Origin of the sequence: Paenibacillus chitinolyticus (assembly GCF_045038035.1) — a bacterium.
GTDB classification, from domain to species: domain Bacteria; phylum Bacillota; class Bacilli; order Paenibacillales; family NBRC-103111; genus Paenibacillus_F; species Paenibacillus_F chitinolyticus_A.
The window spans coordinates 3,104,745-3,125,926 of the sequence record NZ_CP173427.1; the positions used below are offsets into that span (position 1 = coordinate 3,104,745).

17 protein-coding genes are annotated in these 21,182 nt (G+C 52.0%); 9 read left to right on the forward strand and 8 right to left on the reverse strand.

Features of this window, described 5'->3' with window-relative positions:
• Positions 1 to 39 precede the first annotated feature (39 nt).
• A complete protein-coding gene (locus ACI48J_RS14010; RefSeq protein WP_405078768.1) occupies positions 40 to 573 on the forward strand; it encodes a GNAT family N-acetyltransferase in 534 nt (177 codons plus the stop codon).
• Here the strand turns inward: ACI48J_RS14010 and ACI48J_RS14015 are convergent.
• Positions 570 to 794 carry a hypothetical protein gene (locus tag ACI48J_RS14015; protein WP_405078770.1) on the reverse strand — a complete coding sequence of 75 codons (225 nt, stop codon included), beginning with the start codon at positions 792 to 794 and terminating at the stop codon, positions 570 to 572. The two genes, ACI48J_RS14010 and ACI48J_RS14015, sit on opposite strands and share 4 nt — an antisense overlap.
• Positions 795 to 859: 65 nt before the next feature.
• On the reverse strand, positions 860 to 1,273 hold the full coding sequence (locus ACI48J_RS14020; protein ID WP_405078771.1) for a VOC family protein: 414 nt from the start codon (positions 1,271 to 1,273) through the stop codon (positions 860 to 862).
• 374 nt (positions 1,274 to 1,647) lie between these two features.
• On the opposite strand from ACI48J_RS14020, the gene ACI48J_RS14025 reads away from it, so the two are divergent.
• On the forward strand, positions 1,648 to 6,024 hold the full coding sequence (locus tag ACI48J_RS14025) for a family 10 glycosylhydrolase (RefSeq protein WP_405078772.1): 4,377 nt from the start codon (positions 1,648 to 1,650) through the stop codon (positions 6,022 to 6,024).
• A 108-nt stretch (positions 6,025 to 6,132) separates the two neighbouring features.
• Here the strand turns inward: ACI48J_RS14025 and ACI48J_RS14030 are convergent, their stop codons facing one another.
• Positions 6,133 to 6,471, reverse strand: a complete 339-nt coding sequence (locus tag ACI48J_RS14030) for a helix-turn-helix domain-containing protein (protein ID WP_326051734.1) — start codon at positions 6,469 to 6,471, stop codon at positions 6,133 to 6,135.
• Positions 6,472 to 6,752: 281 nt separating this feature from the next.
• On the opposite strand from ACI48J_RS14030, the gene ACI48J_RS14035 reads away from it, so the two are divergent.
• Entirely contained in the window at positions 6,753 to 7,778 is a 1,026-nt protein-coding gene (locus ACI48J_RS14035) for a hypothetical protein (protein WP_405078774.1), read from the forward strand.
• A complete protein-coding gene (locus ACI48J_RS14040) occupies positions 7,775 to 8,350 on the forward strand; it encodes an NAD(P)H oxidoreductase (protein ID WP_405078776.1) in 576 nt (191 codons plus the stop codon). The genes ACI48J_RS14035 and ACI48J_RS14040 overlap by 4 nt, the downstream gene beginning before the upstream one ends.
• A gap of 167 nt (positions 8,351 to 8,517) precedes the next feature.
• Here the strand turns inward: ACI48J_RS14040 and ACI48J_RS14045 are convergent, their stop codons facing one another.
• Positions 8,518 to 9,348 carry a CPBP family intramembrane glutamic endopeptidase gene (locus ACI48J_RS14045; protein ID WP_405078777.1) on the reverse strand — a complete coding sequence of 277 codons (831 nt, stop codon included), beginning with the start codon at positions 9,346 to 9,348 and terminating at the stop codon, positions 8,518 to 8,520.
• Positions 9,349 to 9,682: 334 nt separating this feature from the next.
• Here ACI48J_RS14045 and ACI48J_RS14050 point away from each other — a divergent pair, with 334 nt between their 5' ends.
• The 5 genes from ACI48J_RS14050 to ACI48J_RS14070 all read left to right on the forward strand — a co-directional run bounded on the left by ACI48J_RS14050 (position 9,683) and on the right by ACI48J_RS14070 (position 15,611).
• Positions 9,683 to 10,195 (forward strand): DUF3231 family protein, encoded by a 513-nt coding sequence (locus ACI48J_RS14050; protein WP_405078779.1) that lies wholly within the window; start codon positions 9,683 to 9,685, stop codon positions 10,193 to 10,195.
• 394 nt (positions 10,196 to 10,589) lie between these two features.
• Positions 10,590 to 12,155 (forward strand): glycosyl hydrolase family 18 protein, encoded by a 1,566-nt coding sequence (locus tag ACI48J_RS14055; RefSeq protein ID WP_405078780.1) that lies wholly within the window; start codon positions 10,590 to 10,592, stop codon positions 12,153 to 12,155.
• Between the two features lie 212 nt (positions 12,156 to 12,367).
• Positions 12,368 to 12,634 (forward strand): metalloregulator ArsR/SmtB family transcription factor, encoded by a 267-nt coding sequence (locus ACI48J_RS14060; RefSeq protein ID WP_326051738.1) that lies wholly within the window; start codon positions 12,368 to 12,370, stop codon positions 12,632 to 12,634.
• A 162-nt stretch (positions 12,635 to 12,796) separates the two neighbouring features.
• Positions 12,797 to 13,978, forward strand: coding sequence for an MFS transporter (locus ACI48J_RS14065; protein WP_405078781.1), 1,182 nt, complete (start codon positions 12,797 to 12,799; stop codon positions 13,976 to 13,978).
• 178 nt (positions 13,979 to 14,156) lie between these two features.
• Positions 14,157 to 15,611, forward strand: coding sequence for an esterase-like activity of phytase family protein (locus ACI48J_RS14070; protein ID WP_405078783.1), 1,455 nt, complete (start codon positions 14,157 to 14,159; stop codon positions 15,609 to 15,611).
• Between the two features lie 465 nt (positions 15,612 to 16,076).
• On the opposite strand, the gene ACI48J_RS14075 is transcribed toward ACI48J_RS14070, so the two are convergent.
• From ACI48J_RS14075 to ACI48J_RS14090, 4 genes are all read right to left on the reverse strand, one after another.
• Positions 16,077 to 16,943, reverse strand: a complete 867-nt coding sequence (locus tag ACI48J_RS14075; RefSeq protein ID WP_405078784.1) for a proline iminopeptidase-family hydrolase — start codon at positions 16,941 to 16,943, stop codon at positions 16,077 to 16,079.
• A 54-nt stretch (positions 16,944 to 16,997) separates the two neighbouring features.
• On the reverse strand, positions 16,998 to 18,197 hold the full coding sequence (locus tag ACI48J_RS14080) for an MFS transporter (protein WP_405078785.1): 1,200 nt from the start codon (positions 18,195 to 18,197) through the stop codon (positions 16,998 to 17,000).
• 149 nt (positions 18,198 to 18,346) lie between these two features.
• The gene (locus tag ACI48J_RS14085) at positions 18,347 to 18,946 is read right to left on the reverse strand and encodes a TetR/AcrR family transcriptional regulator (RefSeq protein WP_326051744.1); all 600 of its coding nucleotides are present in this window, start codon (positions 18,944 to 18,946) and stop codon (positions 18,347 to 18,349) included.
• Positions 18,947 to 19,184: 238 nt separating this feature from the next.
• The gene (locus ACI48J_RS14090) at positions 19,185 to 21,062 is read right to left on the reverse strand and encodes a chondroitinase-B domain-containing protein (protein ID WP_405078786.1); all 1,878 of its coding nucleotides are present in this window, start codon (positions 21,060 to 21,062) and stop codon (positions 19,185 to 19,187) included.
• Positions 21,063 to 21,182 lie beyond the last annotated feature (120 nt).

The window sequence follows — 21,182 nt, forward strand, 5'->3', positions numbered from 1 at the left end:
AAATAGAAATATCAGTAAATAACGGAAGGAACGCTAACGATGAACAAACCCCATTCCGGCAAACCGGAGAGCTTTGAAATTTCTGTCCGTCCCTGGTCCGAAAATGACCTTTCTCTGCTCCAACGGATGAATACGGCAGAAATGTGGGCCCATCTTGGAGGCCCCGAATCGGAAGAATCTTTAGCTTCCAGGCATCAGAGATACATGAAAGCCGTACCGGGCCAGGTTCGCATGTTTACGATTCTTTTCGGAGACGAAGCTGTGGGCAACGTAGGCTACTGGGCGCAGCACTGGAGAGATCAGGACGTTTTTGAAGTGGGTTGGGGCGTACTGCCGGAATTTCAGGGGCACGGTATTGCCATGACCGCAACTTCGGCTATGCTGAACATGCTACGAGACGATGTGCCCGGCGCGATCGTTTATGCGTTTCCCGGCGTGTCCAACTCCCCCTCGAACGCCATTTGCAGGAAGCTCGGATTCTCTCTCGCCGGAGAAACGGAAGTGGAGTTCCCCAAAGGTTCCTGGATGAAGTCTAACGAATGGAGACTTGAATTTCCCGGACAATCCGGTTAGCTTATTGTTTCGTTTGCTTCCTTTCGTTTTTGAGAAGGAACGACCGTAATCCATTCCGGTGCATAAGGAGCCATACGACCTTTAGGTGCAAGCCGCTTATCCACTCTTCCAACCCGCTTTTCGTTTTCCGTACATACCCGGGTATATTCCGAATAATCACGTTTCTTCTCCGTACTCCATTCCTCAAGCTTTCGATCGTCACGAGGGATTCTTTTATACATATCCTCCTTTTTACTTATTAGGTGCTGGGATTAACGAACAGCGGCGCCTTTTCCCCTTTCTTTTCTTAACTCTCATTTAACTGCAGCTGCCAGGTGACTCCGTAACGATCGCTAATCCAGCCGAACATTTTACTGAACGGGTAAGATCCCAAAGGCATTAATATCTGCCCTCCCCGGGACAATTCTTCGTAAACCCGCCGAATTTCTACCTCGGTCTCCAGAGCCGCATAAAGCGAAATAGCAGGGGTAAATGTCCAGTCATGTTTCACATTGCTGTCGATGCACATGAAGGCTTGTCCGTTTAAGGAAAACGACGCGTGCATGACGCTTCCTTCCTCGCCGGGTTCATTCGGACCGTACCGCGTTATCCGGATGATTTCCGAGTTTTCGAATACCGATGTATACAGATTCAAGGCTTCTTCCGCCTGCCCCGTAAAGGTCAGGAAAGGCGTTATCGGTGACATTTTAACCGTACTCATTCAAACCACTCCTTTAGATAGTTATACTAGTTATACTGCGGTTTCATTTCAACTTCGTTTGACTGACTATGGGGTTAAGTATAGGGAGACAACAGTCATGGTTCAATCCGCTGAAGAATCCTCGCCGATAAAATGGGTTCTCTTGCGAATGAAGTCTTTCAGTGAAATACCCCGCCCCGGCAAAGGTAAGGATAAAACACAGCTTTAGGTAAGAACCAAATGTAAAATGGATTGATTCTCCAAAAATGTTTTTCTATAATAGATCTGATTGCCAAAATCAGAAAGGAGGTCCCATTATAACTGAATAACGCTCATACACATTGAGCATTTCCCAAAGCCGGCCCTTTTAAAATCAGATAAGGAGTGATACTTGATTGGAACGCACATTTAGGCGCTATCGTCCCACTCTCTCATTTTCTATGGTCATCGCACTCTTGATCGGCTTGTTCCCTTCCTTTTCTGCAAGCGCTTACTTTGACTTGGCTTCCCTCTCCGCCAGTTCAGTAACCAGCGTCACATACGGCACTTATAATTCAATTTCCTTGACACCCAATCCGGTGACCGTTGCCCCCACTTCCCTGCAGCAGTTTGCCGTATCCGCTTACGATGCCAACGGAAATACGGTTCCACTTCAGGCTGGCGATGTCAGCTGGTCTGCCGATAGCGCGATCGGCACTGTGGATGGGAACGGCTTGCTGACGGCAGCCGCGGGCGGCGGCGGATTCAAGGCTGGTTACGTCACCGCTGCTTACGGGGGGCTAAGCACCCGAGCGCTCGTAATGGTCGGAAGTAAGGCGACGGCCTTACTTGAAGATTTCGAGACCATTAACAACGGTAAAGCGTTATTAAGCGCGGGAACCGCGGGCGCAGCGGGAACGAAGAGTTCCATCAGTTTGGCGGAAAGACCCGAACCCGTGCTTTACGGCAGCCGCTCCCTTAAATTTACTTACGATATGAGAGGAACCGCGGGTACGTCCGCCGCATTCGTTAGTCTCCGAAATCCCGATACGGGAGCTCTCGACAGACCGATCGAAGGCACCCCGAAGAAGATCGGCGTCTGGGTTTACGGGGACGAGAGCAGTCATTGGCTGCGCGCAAGGCTCAGAAATCAGGCTGGTGTTTCTTTCACCGTTGATTTTACCAGCAGCACCGGCTTTAACTGGAAAGGATGGCGCTACGTAACCGCAGAGATTCCTTCCTCACAGCCAGGTCCTTTCAAGTTCATGGACCTTTATCTGGTCGAAACGAAAGATACGAACAAAAACGCCGGCGTTCTTTATTACGACCGGTTGAGCGCCATATACTCGGACACCGAAATTACGGGACTCGACCTGACCGGACTGACTCCGATGAAAACAGGTCAGAGCAAAACCGCAGAGGTCTATATGACCAAAGCCAACAGCACGTCGCCTCAAAAAGTCGAAAACGGAGTCAGTTTTTACAGCAGCAATCCGGATGTGGCCGTCGTTGACGGCAGCGGCCGGGTAAGCGCGCTCAAAGCCGGAAAAGCGGTTATTGCCGCCCTCTATTCCGATAGCCAGCCCGCCGCTTTTGAATTGGACGTCACCGATGACGAACCGCAGGTGCTGAGCATCCAGGCATTCGCACCGGATCAGCTGGAAGCTGGACGGACCGGTACTCCCAAAGTTTTCGCGGCTTACGCCAATAGAGCCGATTCTCTCGAAGTCACGAAAGAAGCCCGGTTTGCAAGTTCCAACCCTTCTGTAGCCGAAATATCGGTTGATGGGAAGATTGTTGCAAAATCGCCCGGTTCCGCTTCGGTAACCGTTACTTTCGCAGACCGGCAGGCGGTAATACCCGTAACGGTTATCGAACCCGTTCCGGTTCTTACCAAAATCCAGCTGACCGACGTAAAGTCGATGAATATCGGAGCCGCTCGGCAGGCCAAAGTGCTTGCCACTTATACGCTGCTTGACATTCCTCAGCCACCGGAGGCAGTGACAAGCGGCGTGACTTATAAAAGCAGCAATCCCGCAGTAGCCGAGATCGACGCCAGCGGAACACTCACGGCCAAAACAATAGGTGTCACAACAATCAGTGCCTCGCTAAACGGCAAAACGGACACTTATTCACTGGTCGTAAACAAAGAAACCGGCGCTCCGAAACATGAAATGAGAGCCGCCTGGATTGCGACCGTCGAAAATATCGATTGGCCCGTTAAAGGAACATACGATGCCGTGCAGCAGAAGCAGCAATTGATCCGTTTGCTTGACGAGCTTGAAGCCACGGGAATCAACACCGTGATTTATCAGGTCCGTCCCACTTCCGACGCCTTCTACCGTTCCGCTTTAAATCCCTGGTCGGCCTGGCTGACGGGAACTCAAGGCAAGGACCCGGGTTACGATCCTCTTGCCTTCGCCATACAGGAAGCTCATAAACGGAACATGGAGCTTCATGCCTGGTTCAACCCTTACCGCATCAGCAACGATACGGATAAAAGCAAGCTGGCGGATACGAATCCTGCGGTAAGGCACCCCGACTGGGTCGTCTCTTACGGAGGCAAGCTCGGCTATAATCCAGGCAAACCGGAAGTCAAGCGGTATATTATCGACAGCATCATGGAAGTGGTAAACAACTATGACATCGATGCGGTACATTTTGACGATTATTTCTATCCTTATCCTGTAACCGGCGTGGATTATCCCGACGCTGCGGAGTATGCGGCCTACGGATCGGGCATGAACATAGCGGATTGGCGCCGCAGTAACGTAGACTCGCTGATCCGGCAGCTCTCCGCCGAAATTAAAAAATCCAAATCTTACGTCCAGTTCGGGATCAGTCCGTTCGGAATCTGGAGAAACAAAGCCAACGACCCGGCAGGTTCCGAGACGAACGGATTGGAGAGCTACTCGGCGATCTATGCGGACAGCAAGAAATGGGTGGACGAACAATGGATCGACTACATCACGCCGCAGCTTTACTGGAACATCAACTACAGTCCCGCTTCTTACGACAAGCTTATCGACTGGTGGAAACGGCAGGTAGAGGGGAAACATGTCCTGCTCTATGCGGGCCACGGCGTTCATAAGATCGGAGCAGACGATCCGAACTGGCTGGATCCGGACCAACTGCCTAACCAAATCTTATTCAACCGGAACTTCGCGGACGTTAAAGGAAGTATGTTCTTCTCCGCCGTGCAGGTTCTCGAAAATAAACTCGGTTTCCAGGACCGGTTAAAAACCGATTTGTATAAATACCCGTCCCTCATGCCGGAAATGAGCTGGCTTTCCAAGTCGATTCCGGCCGCTCCGGCCGTAACGGCCGCTGCCGAAGGCAGCGCCATCAAGCTGAATATTCAAAACAAGGCGGACAGCACGGCCGGCACCTATGTGATTTACAGATCAGTTGGCACCGGCGCACCCGACACGTCGGATCCTGCTCATATCTGGAAACAGGTAAAAGCTGGACCGTCGGGGGTTCAAACTGTCGTTGACAACACCGTTAAGACCGGTACGACTTATACGTACGTCGTTACGGCTCTCGAACGCGGAAGCAGCTTGGAAAGCCCCGGCACTACCCTTGCGGCAACCGCTCAATCTTCGACGGGCTCTGACGGGTCCGGTTCCGGCGGTACCGGATCCGTTGGCGGCCCCGGACCGACAGATCCGTCCGTGCCTGCACCAGCACCCGGAGACAGGGTTCAAGTCATAGAACCTGCTGATCTTAAGGTAACGGACGGCAGTTTTACCGTAACCGTTCCAGACGGCATCCGCGAAGTTCACCTGCCGGCCGATACGGGTACGACGATTGGCAATAGCCGTCCGCTGCTTCTTCGGTTTGGCAATGTGAGCGTATCGATACCAAACCCGGTGGTACAGCAGTGGCAAGATTTGACCGCCGATACAGGTGCGAAGCTCGTTTTCAAAGCGGAGCCCGTCGAAGGAAGTCAACTGCAAGCTTTGGTTCAAGCCGCTGAAAATAAGCTGGGCGCTGAAATCCGCCCCCGTGGCATGTACGACTTCCGGATGGAAGTCCGGGCCGGAGGCAAGACTGCAGCGGCGATGGACCGCTTCTCTACTCCGCTTGAGATCTCGTTTCAGTCAGCGGGGGGAAGCGATCTGAGCCGTACGGGGCTCTATTACTTAGCCGGAGACGGAACGCTTCAGTATATCGCCGATCAGAAACCGACCGGCAGCGGAACGATCATGGCGAGTATCCGCCATTTCAGTACTTACGGCCTGCTGGAGGTAACCAAATCGTTCCAAGATGTAAATGCTGGTCATTGGGCGTATCCCGCAATCAGCGAGCTGAGCCGCAAGTTGATTGTAACCGGTGTTACCGAGGACCACTTCAGTCCCCAGCTTCAGGTGACGCGGGCCGAATTCGCCGCCCTCTTGGTTCGCGCTCTTGGATTGCCTCAAAAATCAGTCACCCCATTCTCCGACGTAAAAGCGGGAGACTGGTTTGCCGGAGAAGTCGCCGCAGCATTCGATGCGGGAATCGTAACCGGCATGACGGATACGCTGTTTGAGCCAGGCGGAGCGGTCACCCGCGAGCAGATGGCGGCGATGTTGATCCGCGCTTACGAAGCGAAGCACGGGAAGCTGTCCGCTGAATCGCCTTCTGTCTCCTTCACGGATGCCGGAAGCATACGTGAATGGGCCAAGGGCGATGTCGCGAAAGCTTCCGCTGCCGGGCTGCTGAACGGCCGCGAAGGAAACCTATTCGCACCGCAAGCCGTCCTTACCCGCGCGGAAAGCGCGCAGGCGGTTTACAATCTTTTGAAATAAACGGCCCTTCGCGTCCGTGTTCACGACTAAACAAGCTGGCACCGGTTAAGACCGGGCCAGCTTGTTTTATGGGATGGAATGTCTACTTTTTTTCTTTTTTCGCTTGCCTCACTTGATATACTCTTTGATATACTGGTCTCCCCAGTCGCACATTTGATCCAGAATCGATTTTAACGACCAGCCAAGCGGGCTTAGTTCGTACACCACTTTAGGCGGAACCTGATTGTATACGGTCCTGGTGATAATTTCGTCTTCCACAAGCTCTTTAAGCTGCTGAGTCAACATTTTCTGGGTGATGGCAGGTATATCTTTTTTCAATTCGCTCGTTCTTTTGGGACCTTCGGTCAAGTAGCACAAAATAACGGTTTTCCACTTTCCCCCGATAACATCCAGAGTCGCTTCCACCGGAATATTGTAAGTACGCTTATTTTTGGGTTTCGCGGGCATCGGTTGCTGCACATCCTTATTTATCCGAATGTCTATCGTTCGGTTCTTACGCCCATTTTAACCTACCCCGGTGCGATTAACCAGTATTTGTCTAAACCGTGAACTCGGTTCCGGTAAGGAGGAAGGCCGGGAAAAAAGCCCGGCTGCAAAGCGAATTTTAACGCACCGATTGGTGTCTAAGATACTTTTTGGTAGCAATAAGACGAAAAAGTGCGTACTTCCCATTCCCCACCCCACGATGCATAATTCCCTTGTACCCGATAAAAGGAGGGAAGATTACAGTGCCTTTGAAAATTTTGATAGCCGGAGGTTATGGCGTTGTGGGCGGTATCCTTGCCCGGTTAATCAGAGAGGTAAGCGCGGACGTTGAGCTGGTTCTTGCAGGCAGACATCCGCAATCGGACGAAGCTCTCTCTCTTGCCCGTCAGTTGGGTGGAGCCCGCACAGTTCAGCTTGACCTGGATAAACCGGCGCCTTTTCAAGAAATCTCCTTATCCGATTTCGATTTGATCGTGTCGGCTCTGCTCGATCCGGCTGATCGGCTCGAATATGCGGCAGTGGAACATAAGCTCGCTTATATCGGTTTCTCCCGTCTTGCCGACCAGACGGTTCCTTCGCTTATAGCGGCTGTCCACGCTCCTCCGGAGCGGCCCTTGGCGTTGTTCGGCCATTGGGTTGCCGGCGGCATTACGATGTTCGTTAAATCGCTCGCTGCTGATTTTAAGGAATTGCAGACGATCGAGCTGGCTGCCGTTTATGATCCGCGGGATCCGATCGGGCCTACGGTTGCGAACGAACAAAACAGCGGAGAACTGACCGCCCGTTCCCTCCTGCGCAGAGATGGAGTCTGGATTTGGGGAGAAGCCGGCGAGGAACGTCATGCCCGGCAAATAACCGCGCTTCAAGGACAGGTAGTCACCGGAACGCCGATGGCCGTCCTCGATCTTCCCAGTCTCTCTAATATGACCAAAGCGTCTAACATCCGGTTTGATCTTGCCACGGGCGAATCCGCCGGGACATCCGCCGGAAAGGCTGCCTCTCACGAAGTATACATGGACCTGCAAGGGACACTGCTTTGCGGAACCCGAGCACGGAAGCGATTCGTCCTGTCCGATCCGAATGGTCAGGCGCACCTTACGGCTCTCGGTGTCCTGGTTGCCGTCGAACGAATTCTCGGCCTGGATGGCAGTCCGCCTGCCGCAGGCGGTGTCCATTTCCCCGAAACGCTGTTGAATGAACAGCATGTCCGGAACCGTTTCGAACAATTCGGCGTACGCCTATTTCCTTTTGAGGAGGTAAAAAAATGAAAGTGCTCACGGTTGTTTCCCACCCCAGAACCGATTCTTTGACCATGGCGGTTACCGACCGCTTCGTACGCGGCCTTCGGGACGCAGGCCATGAAACGGAAGTGCTGGATCTTTACCGCAGCGGATTCAACCCTGTCCTGAATGAACCGGATGAGCCTGATTGGACGGACAGCGGCAAACAGTATTCCGATGAAGTGCTGGCCGAAATGGAACGCATGAACCGGCACGACGGTTTGGCTTACATTTTCCCGCTCTGGTGGTACGGCATGCCGGCTATGCTGAAAGGCTACATCGAACGCGTATGGAACCACGGATTCGCTTACGGACCGCGCAAACTGCATCATCGGAAAGTGTTATGGCTCAGCCTTGCGGGCGCGACTCCCGAGCATTTGGCAAAAAGAAACTACGACCAGATGATTAACCATCATCTCAATGTCGGCTTGGCGGAATATGCCGGAATTCCAACTTCCAAAGTTGAATTTCTGTATGATACGCTCAGCGCCGATCCAGACCACATTCAGGATTTGCTTCGGCAGGCTTACGAGCATGGGCTTCATTACGGGCGCGAATAAGGGCGGGGATCTTTTCCCCGATAAAAAAACGGCGCATTCCCCCTTGCGGGGCGTATGTGCCGTTTTTCCCAAAGTCCTAAAGGTCCGCTTGCTTCCGCATCTGTGCAGTCAATTATTCCTCCCCTTGTCGCATAGGCTCCGTAGTATTTATTCGGAAGGGGGCGTGCCTATTCGTGATTCTCCTTTTGCCTGTTTCTGTTCCGGTACGTCCAGCCGAGCAGGACAACAATGCCGACGATTACGGAACCGAGCGATACCAGATAACTTCCGTAAGGCGATAAATATTCCACTTCAATAAGAGCGTAATCGGAGGGAACAATCACAAAACGGACCATTTCCAGCCAGGCTAGATGAAATCCGATACACATCCACAAATTTCCGGAGAAAATCCGGCACAATTGAAGCGCGGTACCGAAAGCAAGCAGATTGACGATATAGTCGATGGTTATCAGATCCCACGTACCCACTCCGGCGGCAACCAAAGCGGCAGTCAAAGCGACGGGAGCTGACACAAAAAGAACAATCTGCAGCAGAAGGGCCAGCCACTTGCCGAATCGTTTGCGCAGGTTGCTGTACAGATAGCCCCGAAACGTCACTTCCTCCGGAAACGCTTCGTAAAAAAAAGCGATCGGAATGTTAATCAAAATGATAAGCAGAGTTTCGACAGGCAAATGTACATCCACCACGCGGATCCAGCCTGCCAGCGTTCCCGCGAGCAGAGCCACCCCCATCATGGTGCTTAAAAAGCCTGCGCCAAGCAGCAGGTACGGAAGGCCCGACGGCAGGGAACTTAGCCCCAATCCGCTCCATGGCCTGTTGTCGGCGTACCGTCTCAACAAATAAATAAGCGGCACGGCGATACTCGACGTCACGACAGCTAGAATAATTTGTTGGGCAAGGACGGGGAAGCCGTACTTTTGCGCGGCCAGGGTAACGACGACTGCCAATCCCAATGCGGCAACGAACGACAGCCAGCCGAGCACGACGCGCCAGACCAAGTGAATTCTTCCTTCGGTATCCCGGATAAAGCGCGCGAACGCACGACTGTGCCGCGTTTCAAGTGAAGGGTTAATAACACATTCTCCTCTCTTAGCCTGACTCGGTGTCTTTCTACCTTTTCTCTCGAGACATTCTATATATAGTAGGTTGAAAAGAATTATGTGATCGGAAAATACCCATTTATTCGACATTTCACCGAAAATAGCCGACTGTTCCCGATTGTTTGCCTCCATGTGCTTCTGCTTTTCCCCGGGTTTGTCACACCTTACATGATTGCGCCGCAAATGGGTATATTAGATCAGTAAAAATATGCAAAATAAGGGAGCGAAACGTATGGGTATTTTAAGCGGCAATCCGAAAGAAGAACCGATGCACTTCGGAGAAATTAACAGTGTATGGTTGTTTTCCATGGCAGCTAAAGGCTCCGTCTCCTGTTACCAGGCGTATTTAAATCATGCCGGCGACAAGGACCTCAAAAAAATACTGGACGATCTTATCGATCAGGCAAAGCTTGAGATCAAAGAATGTGACACATTACTAACCGATAACGGAATCCCTCCTGCTCCCGCTCTGCCGGAACGGCCTTCCGTTAAACTGGAAGAAATCCCGCCGGGTGCCCGTTTCACGGATCCGGAAATTGCCGCCAAGCTGGCCGCGGATACTTCAATCGGCCTGGTTGCCTGCAGTCAGGCTATGGGACAAGCTATCCGGGAAGATATCGGCGCTTTATTCGCCAAATATCATCTGACCAAAGCCGCCTTAGGAACCCGGATTTTGGAGCTCAACAAGGAAAAGGGATGGCTCGTCCCTCCCCCGCTGCAACTGAAACGTTCCGAATCCGAATAAGCCTGACTTGCTACCTGTCCTGCCTCCCGGCAGGATTTTTTTGTTCCTCCACGCATTGTTACTCCTAACTCTCTTTCCTTTTTAGAGCGAAAAATGTCAAGAAAGAGAAAATTTCTCCCTGATAATAAAAAAATACCCCTTTTTCTGGTAAAACTATTAAACGATAATAGGAGAGCAAGCGGATTCATAGACTTGCAGCAGCAACCTTTACAAGAATAAAGACTCCCGCTTTCTCATGACGGAGTACTCGGCCGTTGTTTGCGGATTCCTGTACCCGGGCTAGCCTTTTATTGCCCTGAACAAAGGATCGGGAGCCTTTACAAAGCGAGGTGAAGAAGCGAAACCATTTAATGTAAGCGGTATCATAATTATTCATTAAAGGAGGCTACAAGTAATGAATTGGCAATCTATCCGTTCTCAATCTCCCAAGCAGGTCTTCTTCCGTGTTCTGCTCATCGCGTCCCTGTTAGTTTCTCTACTGCCTTTCCTTGGTTTGAATACCCGGCAGGCTTCCGCGGCTGCAAACGTCTCGGCTGCGGCTGCCGCTTGTACGGATGCGGCCTGGGATTCTACCAAAGTCTACACGGGCGGACAAAAAGTTTCCTACAACGGGAAAGTATTCGAAGCGAAATGGTGGACGCAGGGCGAAACGCCTTCCCAGACAAATACATGGGGAAGCTGGAAATACGTCAGTGACTGCACAGGCGGTGGCGGCACGACGGATACAACGGCACCGACAGCTCCCGCAGGTTTGACTTTAACCGGCAAAACTTCCACAAGCGTTTCCCTTTCGTGGAATGCTTCCACGGATAATGTCGGCGTAACCGGCTACAACGTATACAACGGTTCCGCGCTGGCTGCCTCGGTAACCGGCACAACCGCTACGGTAACCGGCCTGACTGCCAATACGGCTTACTCTTTCAGCGTTAAAGCGAAAGACGCGGCCGGCAACTTATCGGCAGCCGGCAATGTTCTTGCGGTGACTACGTCCTCGGACGGTGGCGGTACGACGCCTCTGGCCAAAATCAACGGCGCTTACGTTGCTTCCTGGCATTTCCCTGCCGTGAGCACGGTCCCCGCCAACAAATTGACGCATATCTTCTATGCATTTGCGGATGTCGCCAATAACGGCGTCAGCGGCGGAGATACTTCCCAAATCGCTCAACTGGTCACGCTGAAACAAAAAAATCCGAACTTAAAGGTTCTGATTTCCGTAGGCGGCTGGGGCCGTTCCGATGGTTTCACGAGCGCGGCTTCCACGGATGCGAACCGTACGGCTTTCGCTAACAGCGCCCTGCAGTATATCCGTGCCAACAAACTCGACGGAATCGATCTGGACTGGGAGTACCCGACAACGGCGGACAAACAAAACTACACCCTTTTCCTGAAAAAGCTTCGTGAAGTTCTCGATGCCGGGAGCGCGGCCGACGGCCGTACCGGTAACAAAAAGTATGAAATTACAGCGGCTATGGGCGCTTCCGAGTACGGCGTACAAGGAATCGACCTGGGGAGCGTACACCCTTACTTCACTTTCATTAACATTATGACCTACGACATGCAGGTCGGCGCCAACACCCACCACACGAACCTGTACACGTCTTCCCTGAATTCCAGCTACAGCGTGGACAATGCGGTGAAGCTTTACAAGGGACGCGGCGTTCCATCCGAAAAAATCGTAATCGGCGGAGCTTTCTATTCCCACGGTGCCGGAGATTATACGTATGACGAGCTCAAAGCCAGCTATATCAACAAAAACGGCTGGACCCGCCAATGGGACGACGTTGCCAAAGCCCCTTACCTCACTAACGGCAGCAGCATGCTGAGCTACGATGACGCGGAGTCTCTGACTCAAAAAGTCAACTATCTCAAGAGCAACAACCTCGGCGGCATCATGTTCTGGGAATATGGTCAAAACCTGGGCGGAGAGCTTTTGGATGCCATCTATACGGCATTGAAATAAAGCTCCGTTCCGTTCCCGAATGGCAAAAAGCTGTCCCGATGTCCTCCTTGGACGCGGGCAGCTTTTTATTTTTATTGTTAAAATCGTTCCGTGACTGGATCGCAAGCCGTTTACTTTTGAACGAAGGCATGATATAGTTATTTCGAAAAGTTTGGAAATAAGAAAAGCGGCAAGCAGCGTGTTATGGCCGGAAGAAAAAGGGTGTAGAAAGCATGGAAACCAATCAAGCCGTTAAAGTGCACAGGGCATTAGGTGAGCATACCCGCTATAAAATCGTTCAAATTTTGACCAAGGAAAGCAATCTCTGTCCCGCGGAGCTCGAGAGCCGCTTGGAATCGGTCGCTCTTTCCACTTTGTCTCATCATTTGAAACAATTATCGGACTGCGGATTGCTTCACTCCCAGAAAAAAGGGACCTACATTTATTACAGTTTGAATGAAGATACGGTCAAAAAATTTGCGCCTTATTTGACCGAATAGTTTTTTTGATTATTATTTCGATATAACTAGAAATATCAAAAATACATGCCTTTGAACTCCGTATAAAACGCTTATGTGACAAAACAGCTTTTAACGCCGCTGCCCCTTTTATATTTCTATATTTCTAGAAATATAATATTATTGAGAAATGAGGATGAGAACATGTTTAAAACATGGAAAATTTACATGCTTGCCCTGATCAGCTTTCTGGTGGGAACGTCCGAGTACATCATTGCCGGAATTCTGGATAAAATCGCAGCCAGCCTAGACATCTCGCTGGTTGCCGCAGGACAGCTGATTACCGTTTTTTCGCTCGTATACGGGCTCGGGACTCCCTTTCTGATCGCGTGGACCGCCCACTGGGAACGCCGCAAATTACTGATCTATTCACTCGGACTTTTTGTCGTCGCGAACGCACTCGCATTTATCCTGCCGGGCTTTGCCGCATTTATAGGCGCCCGTGTTCTGATGGCGTTCGGCGCGGGAGTGGTCGTCGTAACCGCTTTGACCATTGCGGCCAAAATTGCGCCCTCCGGTAAGCAGGCAAGCGCGATTGCGACCGTCATTATGGGCTTTACCGCTTCTCTCATCGTGGGCGTCCCTCTCGGAAGGATCGTTGCGGCGGCTTATGACTGGAAAACGGTTTTCGCCGGAATCGGAGCACTCGGCCTGCTGGCGATGTTCGTCCTATCCGTTACCATACCGAAAACGGAAGGTGACGCTCCCGTTCCTCTGCGCGAGCAGATGTCCCTTCTCAAACAACCCAGAATTCTTTTGGCTCTATCGGTAAGTTTCTTCTGGCTGGGGGGATACTCCATCGCGTACACCTATATCTCCCCTTATCTGCTGACAATTACCGGCATGAACGAGAAAATGTTAAGCGCCGCACTGCTCGCATTCGGCATCGCCAGCCTCGCCGGTTCCAAGATCGGCGGCTACAGCGCCGATAAATGGGGAGTGTACCGCACGCTCATGTCCGGCATGACACTGCACGTCATCACACTGCTTCTGCTGACGCTGGCCGCCCACTCCCCTGTCGTCGTATTCGCCGTGCTGATCCTGTGGTCGTTCGCCGCCTGGTCTTCCGGCCCGACCCAACAGTATAATCTCGTCACGATGGTGCCCGAATCATCCGGAATTATGCTCAGCTTGAACAACTCCGTGATGCAGCTTTCGATGGCGGCCGGCGCCGGAGTCGGCGGCATTATCGTCGGAAGCGTCTCCCTGAATGCCGTGACATGGATCGGAGCGGTCGGGGTCGCGGCGGCAATCGCCATTAACTTCGTCTCTTCCAAGCTTTCCGTCGGCGAAAGACGCAAGGCGGAGAACATCCGCCATGCCTGAATGAATGTTTGAATGCAGGCGAAAAGCTATCCCGGCCGGGGTAGCTTTTTTATGTACCAATCATTCACGCCTTTTACAAAATCTCTACAATCCACTTACTCAACGTTAACAATGCCCTGCTATAGTCAGGCTTAGTAATTCATACATACTATCCGACTTATGAAGGGGATCTGCAAAAATGAAAAAGAACTGGCTTATCGCCGCATCCGCAGCACTTACTCTCGTATCCGGAACAAGGTCCGCTTTTGCCGCGGATCTGAAAGGCTCTACGGCAGACTCGGTCACCTACACCAACAACGGGGAAGCCGTTGCTCCGTCCGTTCCGGCCGTTAACATCGACGGCAGCCTGTATCTGCCTTTTCGCGCAATCAGCGAAGCGACCGGCAAATACGTCGATTGGGACGAGTTCCGCAGCCGTGTCTCTCTGACGGACAAGCCTGCACTGACAGGCAAATACAAGCTGAATGCTCCCGATCTGGCAAAAGGGGTCAAAATGGGCATCGGCTCCTCGCTGACACACCTGCCGGGCGATCCTGACAATGTATTCTACACAACGGCGGACCGCGGTCCGAACGGAGAAGTCGATGTAAAAGGAACCATGGTCCGTACGTTCCCGCTCGCCGACTATACTCCGACCATTTACAAAATCGAAATCAAAGACGGCCAAATCAACATTCTCGACCAATTCCCTCTTAAATTGAACGGCATCAATCCGGCAACTGGGAAAGCCAACATCAGCGGATTGCCGAACATCAAAGGCCGGGATGAAGCGCCTTTCGACGCCAATGCCGAAAAAGAACTCGCTTACGATCCGTACGGTCTTGACGTTGAAGGACTGGCCTACAACCCTAAAGACGATACGTTCTGGATTTCGGACGAATACGGCCCCTCCCTCGTGCATGTAAAACGGGACGGCACCCTGATCGAGCGTATCGTGCCCAAAGGCTGGGCCGCTCAAGTTTCCACACCGCTTGTGCCAGCCCGTGAAACACTGCCGGCCGTCTACAACAAGCTCCGCCAAAACCGCGGCGCCGAAGCGGTAGGCATCACACCGGACGGCCGCTACATGTTCATGGCGATGCAGAGCCCGCTGCGCAACCCGAGCAAGGAATCCGACAATTCGCGTCAACTGCGTATCGTCAAATTTAACCTGCAAACGCTGGAGCCGGTAGCCGAATTCGCTTATCTTACGGAAGACGCCAAAGCGTTTAATGGCTTGAAGCAAGCCGATATCGTCATTTCGGATCTCGTGGTCGTGGATGAAAATACGCTGCTTATCGACGAACGCGACAAAAACGCGGGAGACAAAGCGCAGCTGAAGCGCATCTATTCCATCGACCTGTCCAACGCGACAAACATTCTCGGCAAATACGACGATACCAAGGCAGCCGGTAAAACACTGGAGCAAATGTCCCCGGCCGAGCTGAAAGGCCAGAACATCCTTCCTCCTTCCAAACGGACGCTGCTCGATCTGGTCCCTTTCAAATATCCGTATGAGAAAGTGGAAGGCGTGTCTCTCGTAAACGGCAACACGCTTGTCATCGTGAACGACAACGATTTCGGCGTGGACAGCAGCTCCCCGGAAAACGGCACAGAGCTCTGGACGTTCAAGCTCCCATACACCATCAAGTAAAACATGCAAAATCAGCAAACCCGGCCAGGACCTTTTCGGTCCGCCGGGTTTTTAAGTCACTCACATCAGTCACATTATTTCTCTTTCAACATACAGATGGAGAACTGAAATAATGGAGCGAGTAAAAACCGTCTGAGTCCGGTTCCGGATTTTCATAGGAACCGTACCATTTCCGAAGAGGTAGCATTCCCCCCAACCGCCGGTAAACCTCTCGGTCTTTAAAACACGTCTCCAAGATCTCAAGGTTTTGCTCCTCTAAGGCTTTAAACCCCTGTACGTTTGCCATCTTGTCCACTCCTATCTGTATTTTTGTGCTTGAAGCTCGTACAATTCGGCCTATTGAGCCCGCTTTCCGAACAACTCAACATGGCCGAAATATCCCACCCTCAGCGCTCGAATACCCGTTTTCCATCTAAAAAGACAGACTTCCTTTTTAAGAAAGTCTGTCTTTTTTGGCCTGTCTGCTTATGAAGTTAAAAAGCCGCGTACGATACGGACATACTCATCCGGCTCTTCCAAATATCCCGCATGAGAGCTGTTCTCCAGCACTTGAAAGCCCGACTGAGGGACAAGCGAGTGATAGTAAAACGTAGACTCCGGCGCCGCTTCGTCATACCGGCCGCACAGGAACAGCGACGGCACATTAATTTCATGAAGCCGGGGTGTCACGTCGTATGTTTTCAGACTGCCGGTCGGGCAAAACTCGGAAGGCCCCCACATGGACATGTAGATGTCCTTATTAGCCTTGCCCCGGCTTTCCAGCACGACCGCAGGCAGAGGGTCGATTCGGCATACGTGCCTTCTGTAATATTCATTCATCGCATCCCGATACTCATCCGAATTCGTTGTGCCCTGCTCCTCGCTGCGCCCGATGACCGCTTGGACTTCATCCGGCAATTCAGCCAGGAACCGGTCCGCGTCTTCTTTCCAGCGCGCCGAACTCAGGCAGGGACTGGAGAAAATGACGCTTCGTACTCCGGTTGGCTTGCGTTCGATCAAATAGGAAGCCGCGAGCATCGTGCCCCACGAATGCCCGAGTATATGAACTTCATCCAAGCCGAGAGCTTCTCTCACACAGACCAGTTCATCGATAAACCGTTCCGTACGCCACAAGGAGGCATATCCCGGTCTGTCCGAATTCCCCCCGCCGAGCTGATCGTAGAAAATAACCGGCCGTTCGTCTCCCAGCACGTGAAGGGCCGCTTTAAGCGGATCGTGAGTGTTGCCCGGGCCGCCGTGTAGAACGAGCAGGGGCGTTCCGCCGCCTTCTCCCGCCGAGCTGTACCACACTTTGCCGCCGGGTACCTCGATATAGCCTTCTTTATGCCGCATCCTGCATGCCTCCCGCTTTCTTTTTATCTTTCCAGTATAAAGCTTTCCGCGGCTTTACGAAATGCCGGATGCCGCTCCTCTTCTTCCCGCCCGCAAAGACAAGGCGAAACATAGGAACAAGATCAGGGCCGCCGACACATACGGATAATTCAAATTCCGGTCGAAAAGAACTCCGGCCACGATAGGACCCGTGATATTTCCGAGACTGGTATAAGCCGAGTTCAGGCCCGCTACATATCCCTGGTGCTCGTTCGCCATTTTAGACATCTGAGTTCCGATCGCCGGACGCAAAATATCGATCGACAAAAATACGATAAACGTCACGACAACAATCATCCAGTATTGATGGACGAACAGAGTCAGCAGTACGAACAGACCGGCCATCGCAAGACAGACCGATATGACACTTCTTTCCCCGAAACGATTCAAAATCCAGCCGAATATCGTGACCTGCACGACAGCTCCGGAAATAGAGCCGAACGTAATGATAAAAGCGATATCTTTAGGTGTAAATCCGAATTTATGATCCACGAAAAGTCCGAAAACCGTCTCGTAATTCGCCAGGCCGAAAGACATCACGAAGACGATGACCAGGCTGATGAAATACGGTTCCCGGAACGAACTCAGCATCTGGGCCATAAAGCTCTGCTTCTGCGCGGGAGCCGCTCCGGCTTTGACGGGCGGTTCCACCGGTTTCGATTCGGGCAGAATAAACAGCGTGACAACCGCGGCGACGGCGCCGACGGCCGCAGCCGCGTAGAAAGGCGCACGTATGCCGAACTCCGCGATAAAGCCGCCGATGCCCGGGCCGATGATGAAGCCCGTCGTGATCGCGGCATTGATAAATCCCATTCCTTTGGCCCGCTCCGCGGTTGTAGTGACGTCGGCTATGTATGCCATAATCGAAGGCATGATCAGCGCCGCGCCTATCCCTCCGAGCATTCTGGAAGCGAAAAGCAGCACGGGCGAACTCACTACGCCGAATAGCAGCTCGGACACGGTGAAGATGACCATACCGGCCACGATCATTTTCTTCCGGCCCAGCGAATCGGAAAGCCTTCCCGCGAGCGGCGAGAAAATGAGCTGCGTCAGCGAAAACGCGGCCACGAGGAAACCCATAATGCTTCCGTTTAAATGAAGTTCATCCATGTAAGTCGGCATGATCGGGATAACGAGTCCGATACCGGTAAATACGAGAAAAATATTAAGCATGAGAAGCAGTACGGCTCCTCGGTTTTTAAGAAGCAAATCCACTTCCATCCCCTCCTCCAAAAATCTGTCTATTTAGTCTATCCCGGGTTCCCTTAATTTCATATACTGAACGTTCGTTCAGTATGAAGGCGCAGTAAAAGACGCCAAAGCGCCGGATCGAAAATTTCCTCGGCTGTCACCGGCATTCCGCCTTATCGGCTCGGTTTTGCTATACCGTGCAGGAAGACGCCGAAAGCCAGCCGGTACAGCTTCAATGCTTCCGCCGTGGACGATTTCCGCGACATCTGGCTCAGCCCCAGGATCAGACTTTCCAGAATTACCGCTAGAGGTTCCACATCGGCGCCATTAAATTCACCGCTGTCCATCCCCTGTTGAATCAGGGCCTGATTGAACTTTAAGTGCCGGTTCACCAGCTCGGCGATCCGTTCTTCCACGTCGTTCGTCTTCTCTTCGTTATTAAAAAACTCGTCGGCCGCTTTCGTCAAAGGATGGTTCAAATCCTCGATAACCATCTGTTCCGCCATTCCCAAGATCTTCTCGGTCGTTGTTTTGTAAAGCGGTTCTTTTTCCATCCACTTTTCTTCCCATTCGCGGTCCCATTCGTCGACCAGATAAAGAAATAAGCCTTCTTTGCTTTTGAAATGATAATAAATGTTCCCTTTGCTGCTGCCCGTAGCCTCCACGATATCTTCGATAGAAGTGGCTTTGTATCCCTTCTGGACGAACAAGGTTCTGGCGGCATCGGCAACCCGTTTTTTTGTCTGTTCGCTTTGCAGCTGCTTTTTATTCATCCGCTCCGCTTCACTCCTTCGTGGATGGTTTGACGGCATCCGTACATGCCGGGTCGTATTCAGATCACAATAATACTGAACGTTCGTTCTGTATCTTATCAAAAACAGCCGATTAAGGCAAATTTTTTCCCCTTCGCATTCGTTTCAAGTTAGAGAAAAAACCGGCACAATCTGTGCCGGCTCCATTGCGTATCCCTGCAGACTGCGGATAGCGAAGCTTTCTTTCCCCCCTTAAAAGTCAGGGGGCATCCGGGCCCACTTCCGCTTGAGTCAGCGGATGATTCGTAAAGCTTGTCGCGCTCGAACGCTCATCGGCCCCGGCATCGTTAACCGAGCGGGTTTCCCCGTCCATGTCCTCCTGGACAAAAGGATAAGAGCCTTTCGCATAATTGATCGCCGGGCTGGAAGCCGATAATTTCTGCAGCCCCTGAACGGCCGTCAGCAGCGGATTCTTATTCCAGATCTCGGCTGACGATCTGCTTTTGTTGGTCACGGTCCCTCCGTAGCCGATGTTGCCTTCGAATACCGTATTGGTGGCTGCCGCCTCGTTATAGAGAATCCCGGAGCTGTTTTTCACGATATTGTTGGCTACTCGGCTGTCTACCGGAGTGAACGCTTTGCCCGAACCGACTACGATACCGGTCGTGCTGTTGACGATCGTGTTATTGACTACCTGGGCACGGTAAATTCTCCACTGAGCCCGCAGATCGTCTTCGCTCGGATTCGAAGGATACCCGCCCGTTCCGCCGTCGTAATTGCCGTTGTCGAGAATAATCGCGCTGTTCGTCAGATTTTCCATGTAATTGTTATAAATCTTATGGTCGTTCCCGTAAATGCGGATGCCCGCCTGTTCCGATTTTACCCCGTCGCCGAGAAAGAAGTTCCCGTAGAAACTGTTGTTATGACCGTGTCTCGAAGTAAGTCCGCCCTTGGACGTTTTGAATGTATTGTAGCGAACGGTATTATTGCTGCTCTTTACGGATACGATTTCCGGTTCGCCGTCCGTATTTTCAAACAAGTTATATTGGATTTTGTTGAACCCGTCGGAAAGCGAAATTTTGGACAGACCCAGCCGGATCGTTTCTTTTCCGTTCGCAACCCATGGCCCTACATCGTGAAAATAATTGTATTCGATCACGTCATGCTGGGAAATGTTCCCCTGCCCGTCCCCTTCATAGGCGATAAGAGGATTGGTGTCCGTTTTGTTGCCGAAATCGTTGCGGTCGATCTGGTTATGATGGCTGTTCGCCCCGCTTACCTGAAGCCAAATGGTGTCTGTTCCCCTGGCCGGCAAAGCAAACTGGTTCCGCGTCAGGCGGATATGATGGGAACCGTTCAATAGGACACCCTTGTCGGCCGAATTGGCAAATTTCAAGCCCTCGATTGTAACGTAAGAGGAATTTTTGACTTCGAAAGTTGTCGAGCCCGTAATGACGGCCTTTCCCCGGTTTGCGGCTTTGATCGTAATGGGGCTTGCCTCTGTTCCGTTTTTAGTATCGATTAAAATCGACGGATTATTACCGCTGACCGTGTAATTACCGTCCGCCAGCACAATCGTCTGTCCGGCGCTTGCGGTTTTCAGAGCCGCTGCCAGTCCTTCCGAAGTGGACACGGGGATTCCCCCCTGGCTGTCGTCTTCCCCGTAAATTTCGACTTCCGTGTAGCTGTTCCACAAATTGACGGAGTTGCCGTGCCCGACAAGTTTCACGTAACGAACCGAGGATACATCCGCAAAATCAAATGTCTGAAGCTGCGCGTTCAGGCTGCTCGTCACATTTGTTTTCACATTCGTATACGTAACGTTGTCCGCCGAAGTCTGAATATCGAAAGTCGATGTTCTTGTGTCACCGGTCAGGAAGGCAGCCTTGATATAGGCGACTTTACGGAGTGAACCGAGATCGAAACGGATCCACTCGCCGTCCCCGTTTGCGGACCAGCGGGTCGACAGGCTGCCGTCCACCGTATTAGCCGGCAGGTTGCCGTCGTGGCTGCTCGCCGTTACGGCGGAAGCGGGTACGGAAAGTTTCGTGTTCGCCGCATAACCCTGAGCGGGAATCAGCATAAGCAGCAGACAAAGAGACAGAATGAGCGAAAAGGTACGATTACCGGCGTTCATCACAGCACATCCTTTTGAGCGTATTTTGGCGCCTGATTTGCAGTTCCTTACTCCTTCCGTGAAACAGATTGCAGAGTGCGCACTCTACTTCCTGTATACCTTAAACGTCTCGTAAAAGCT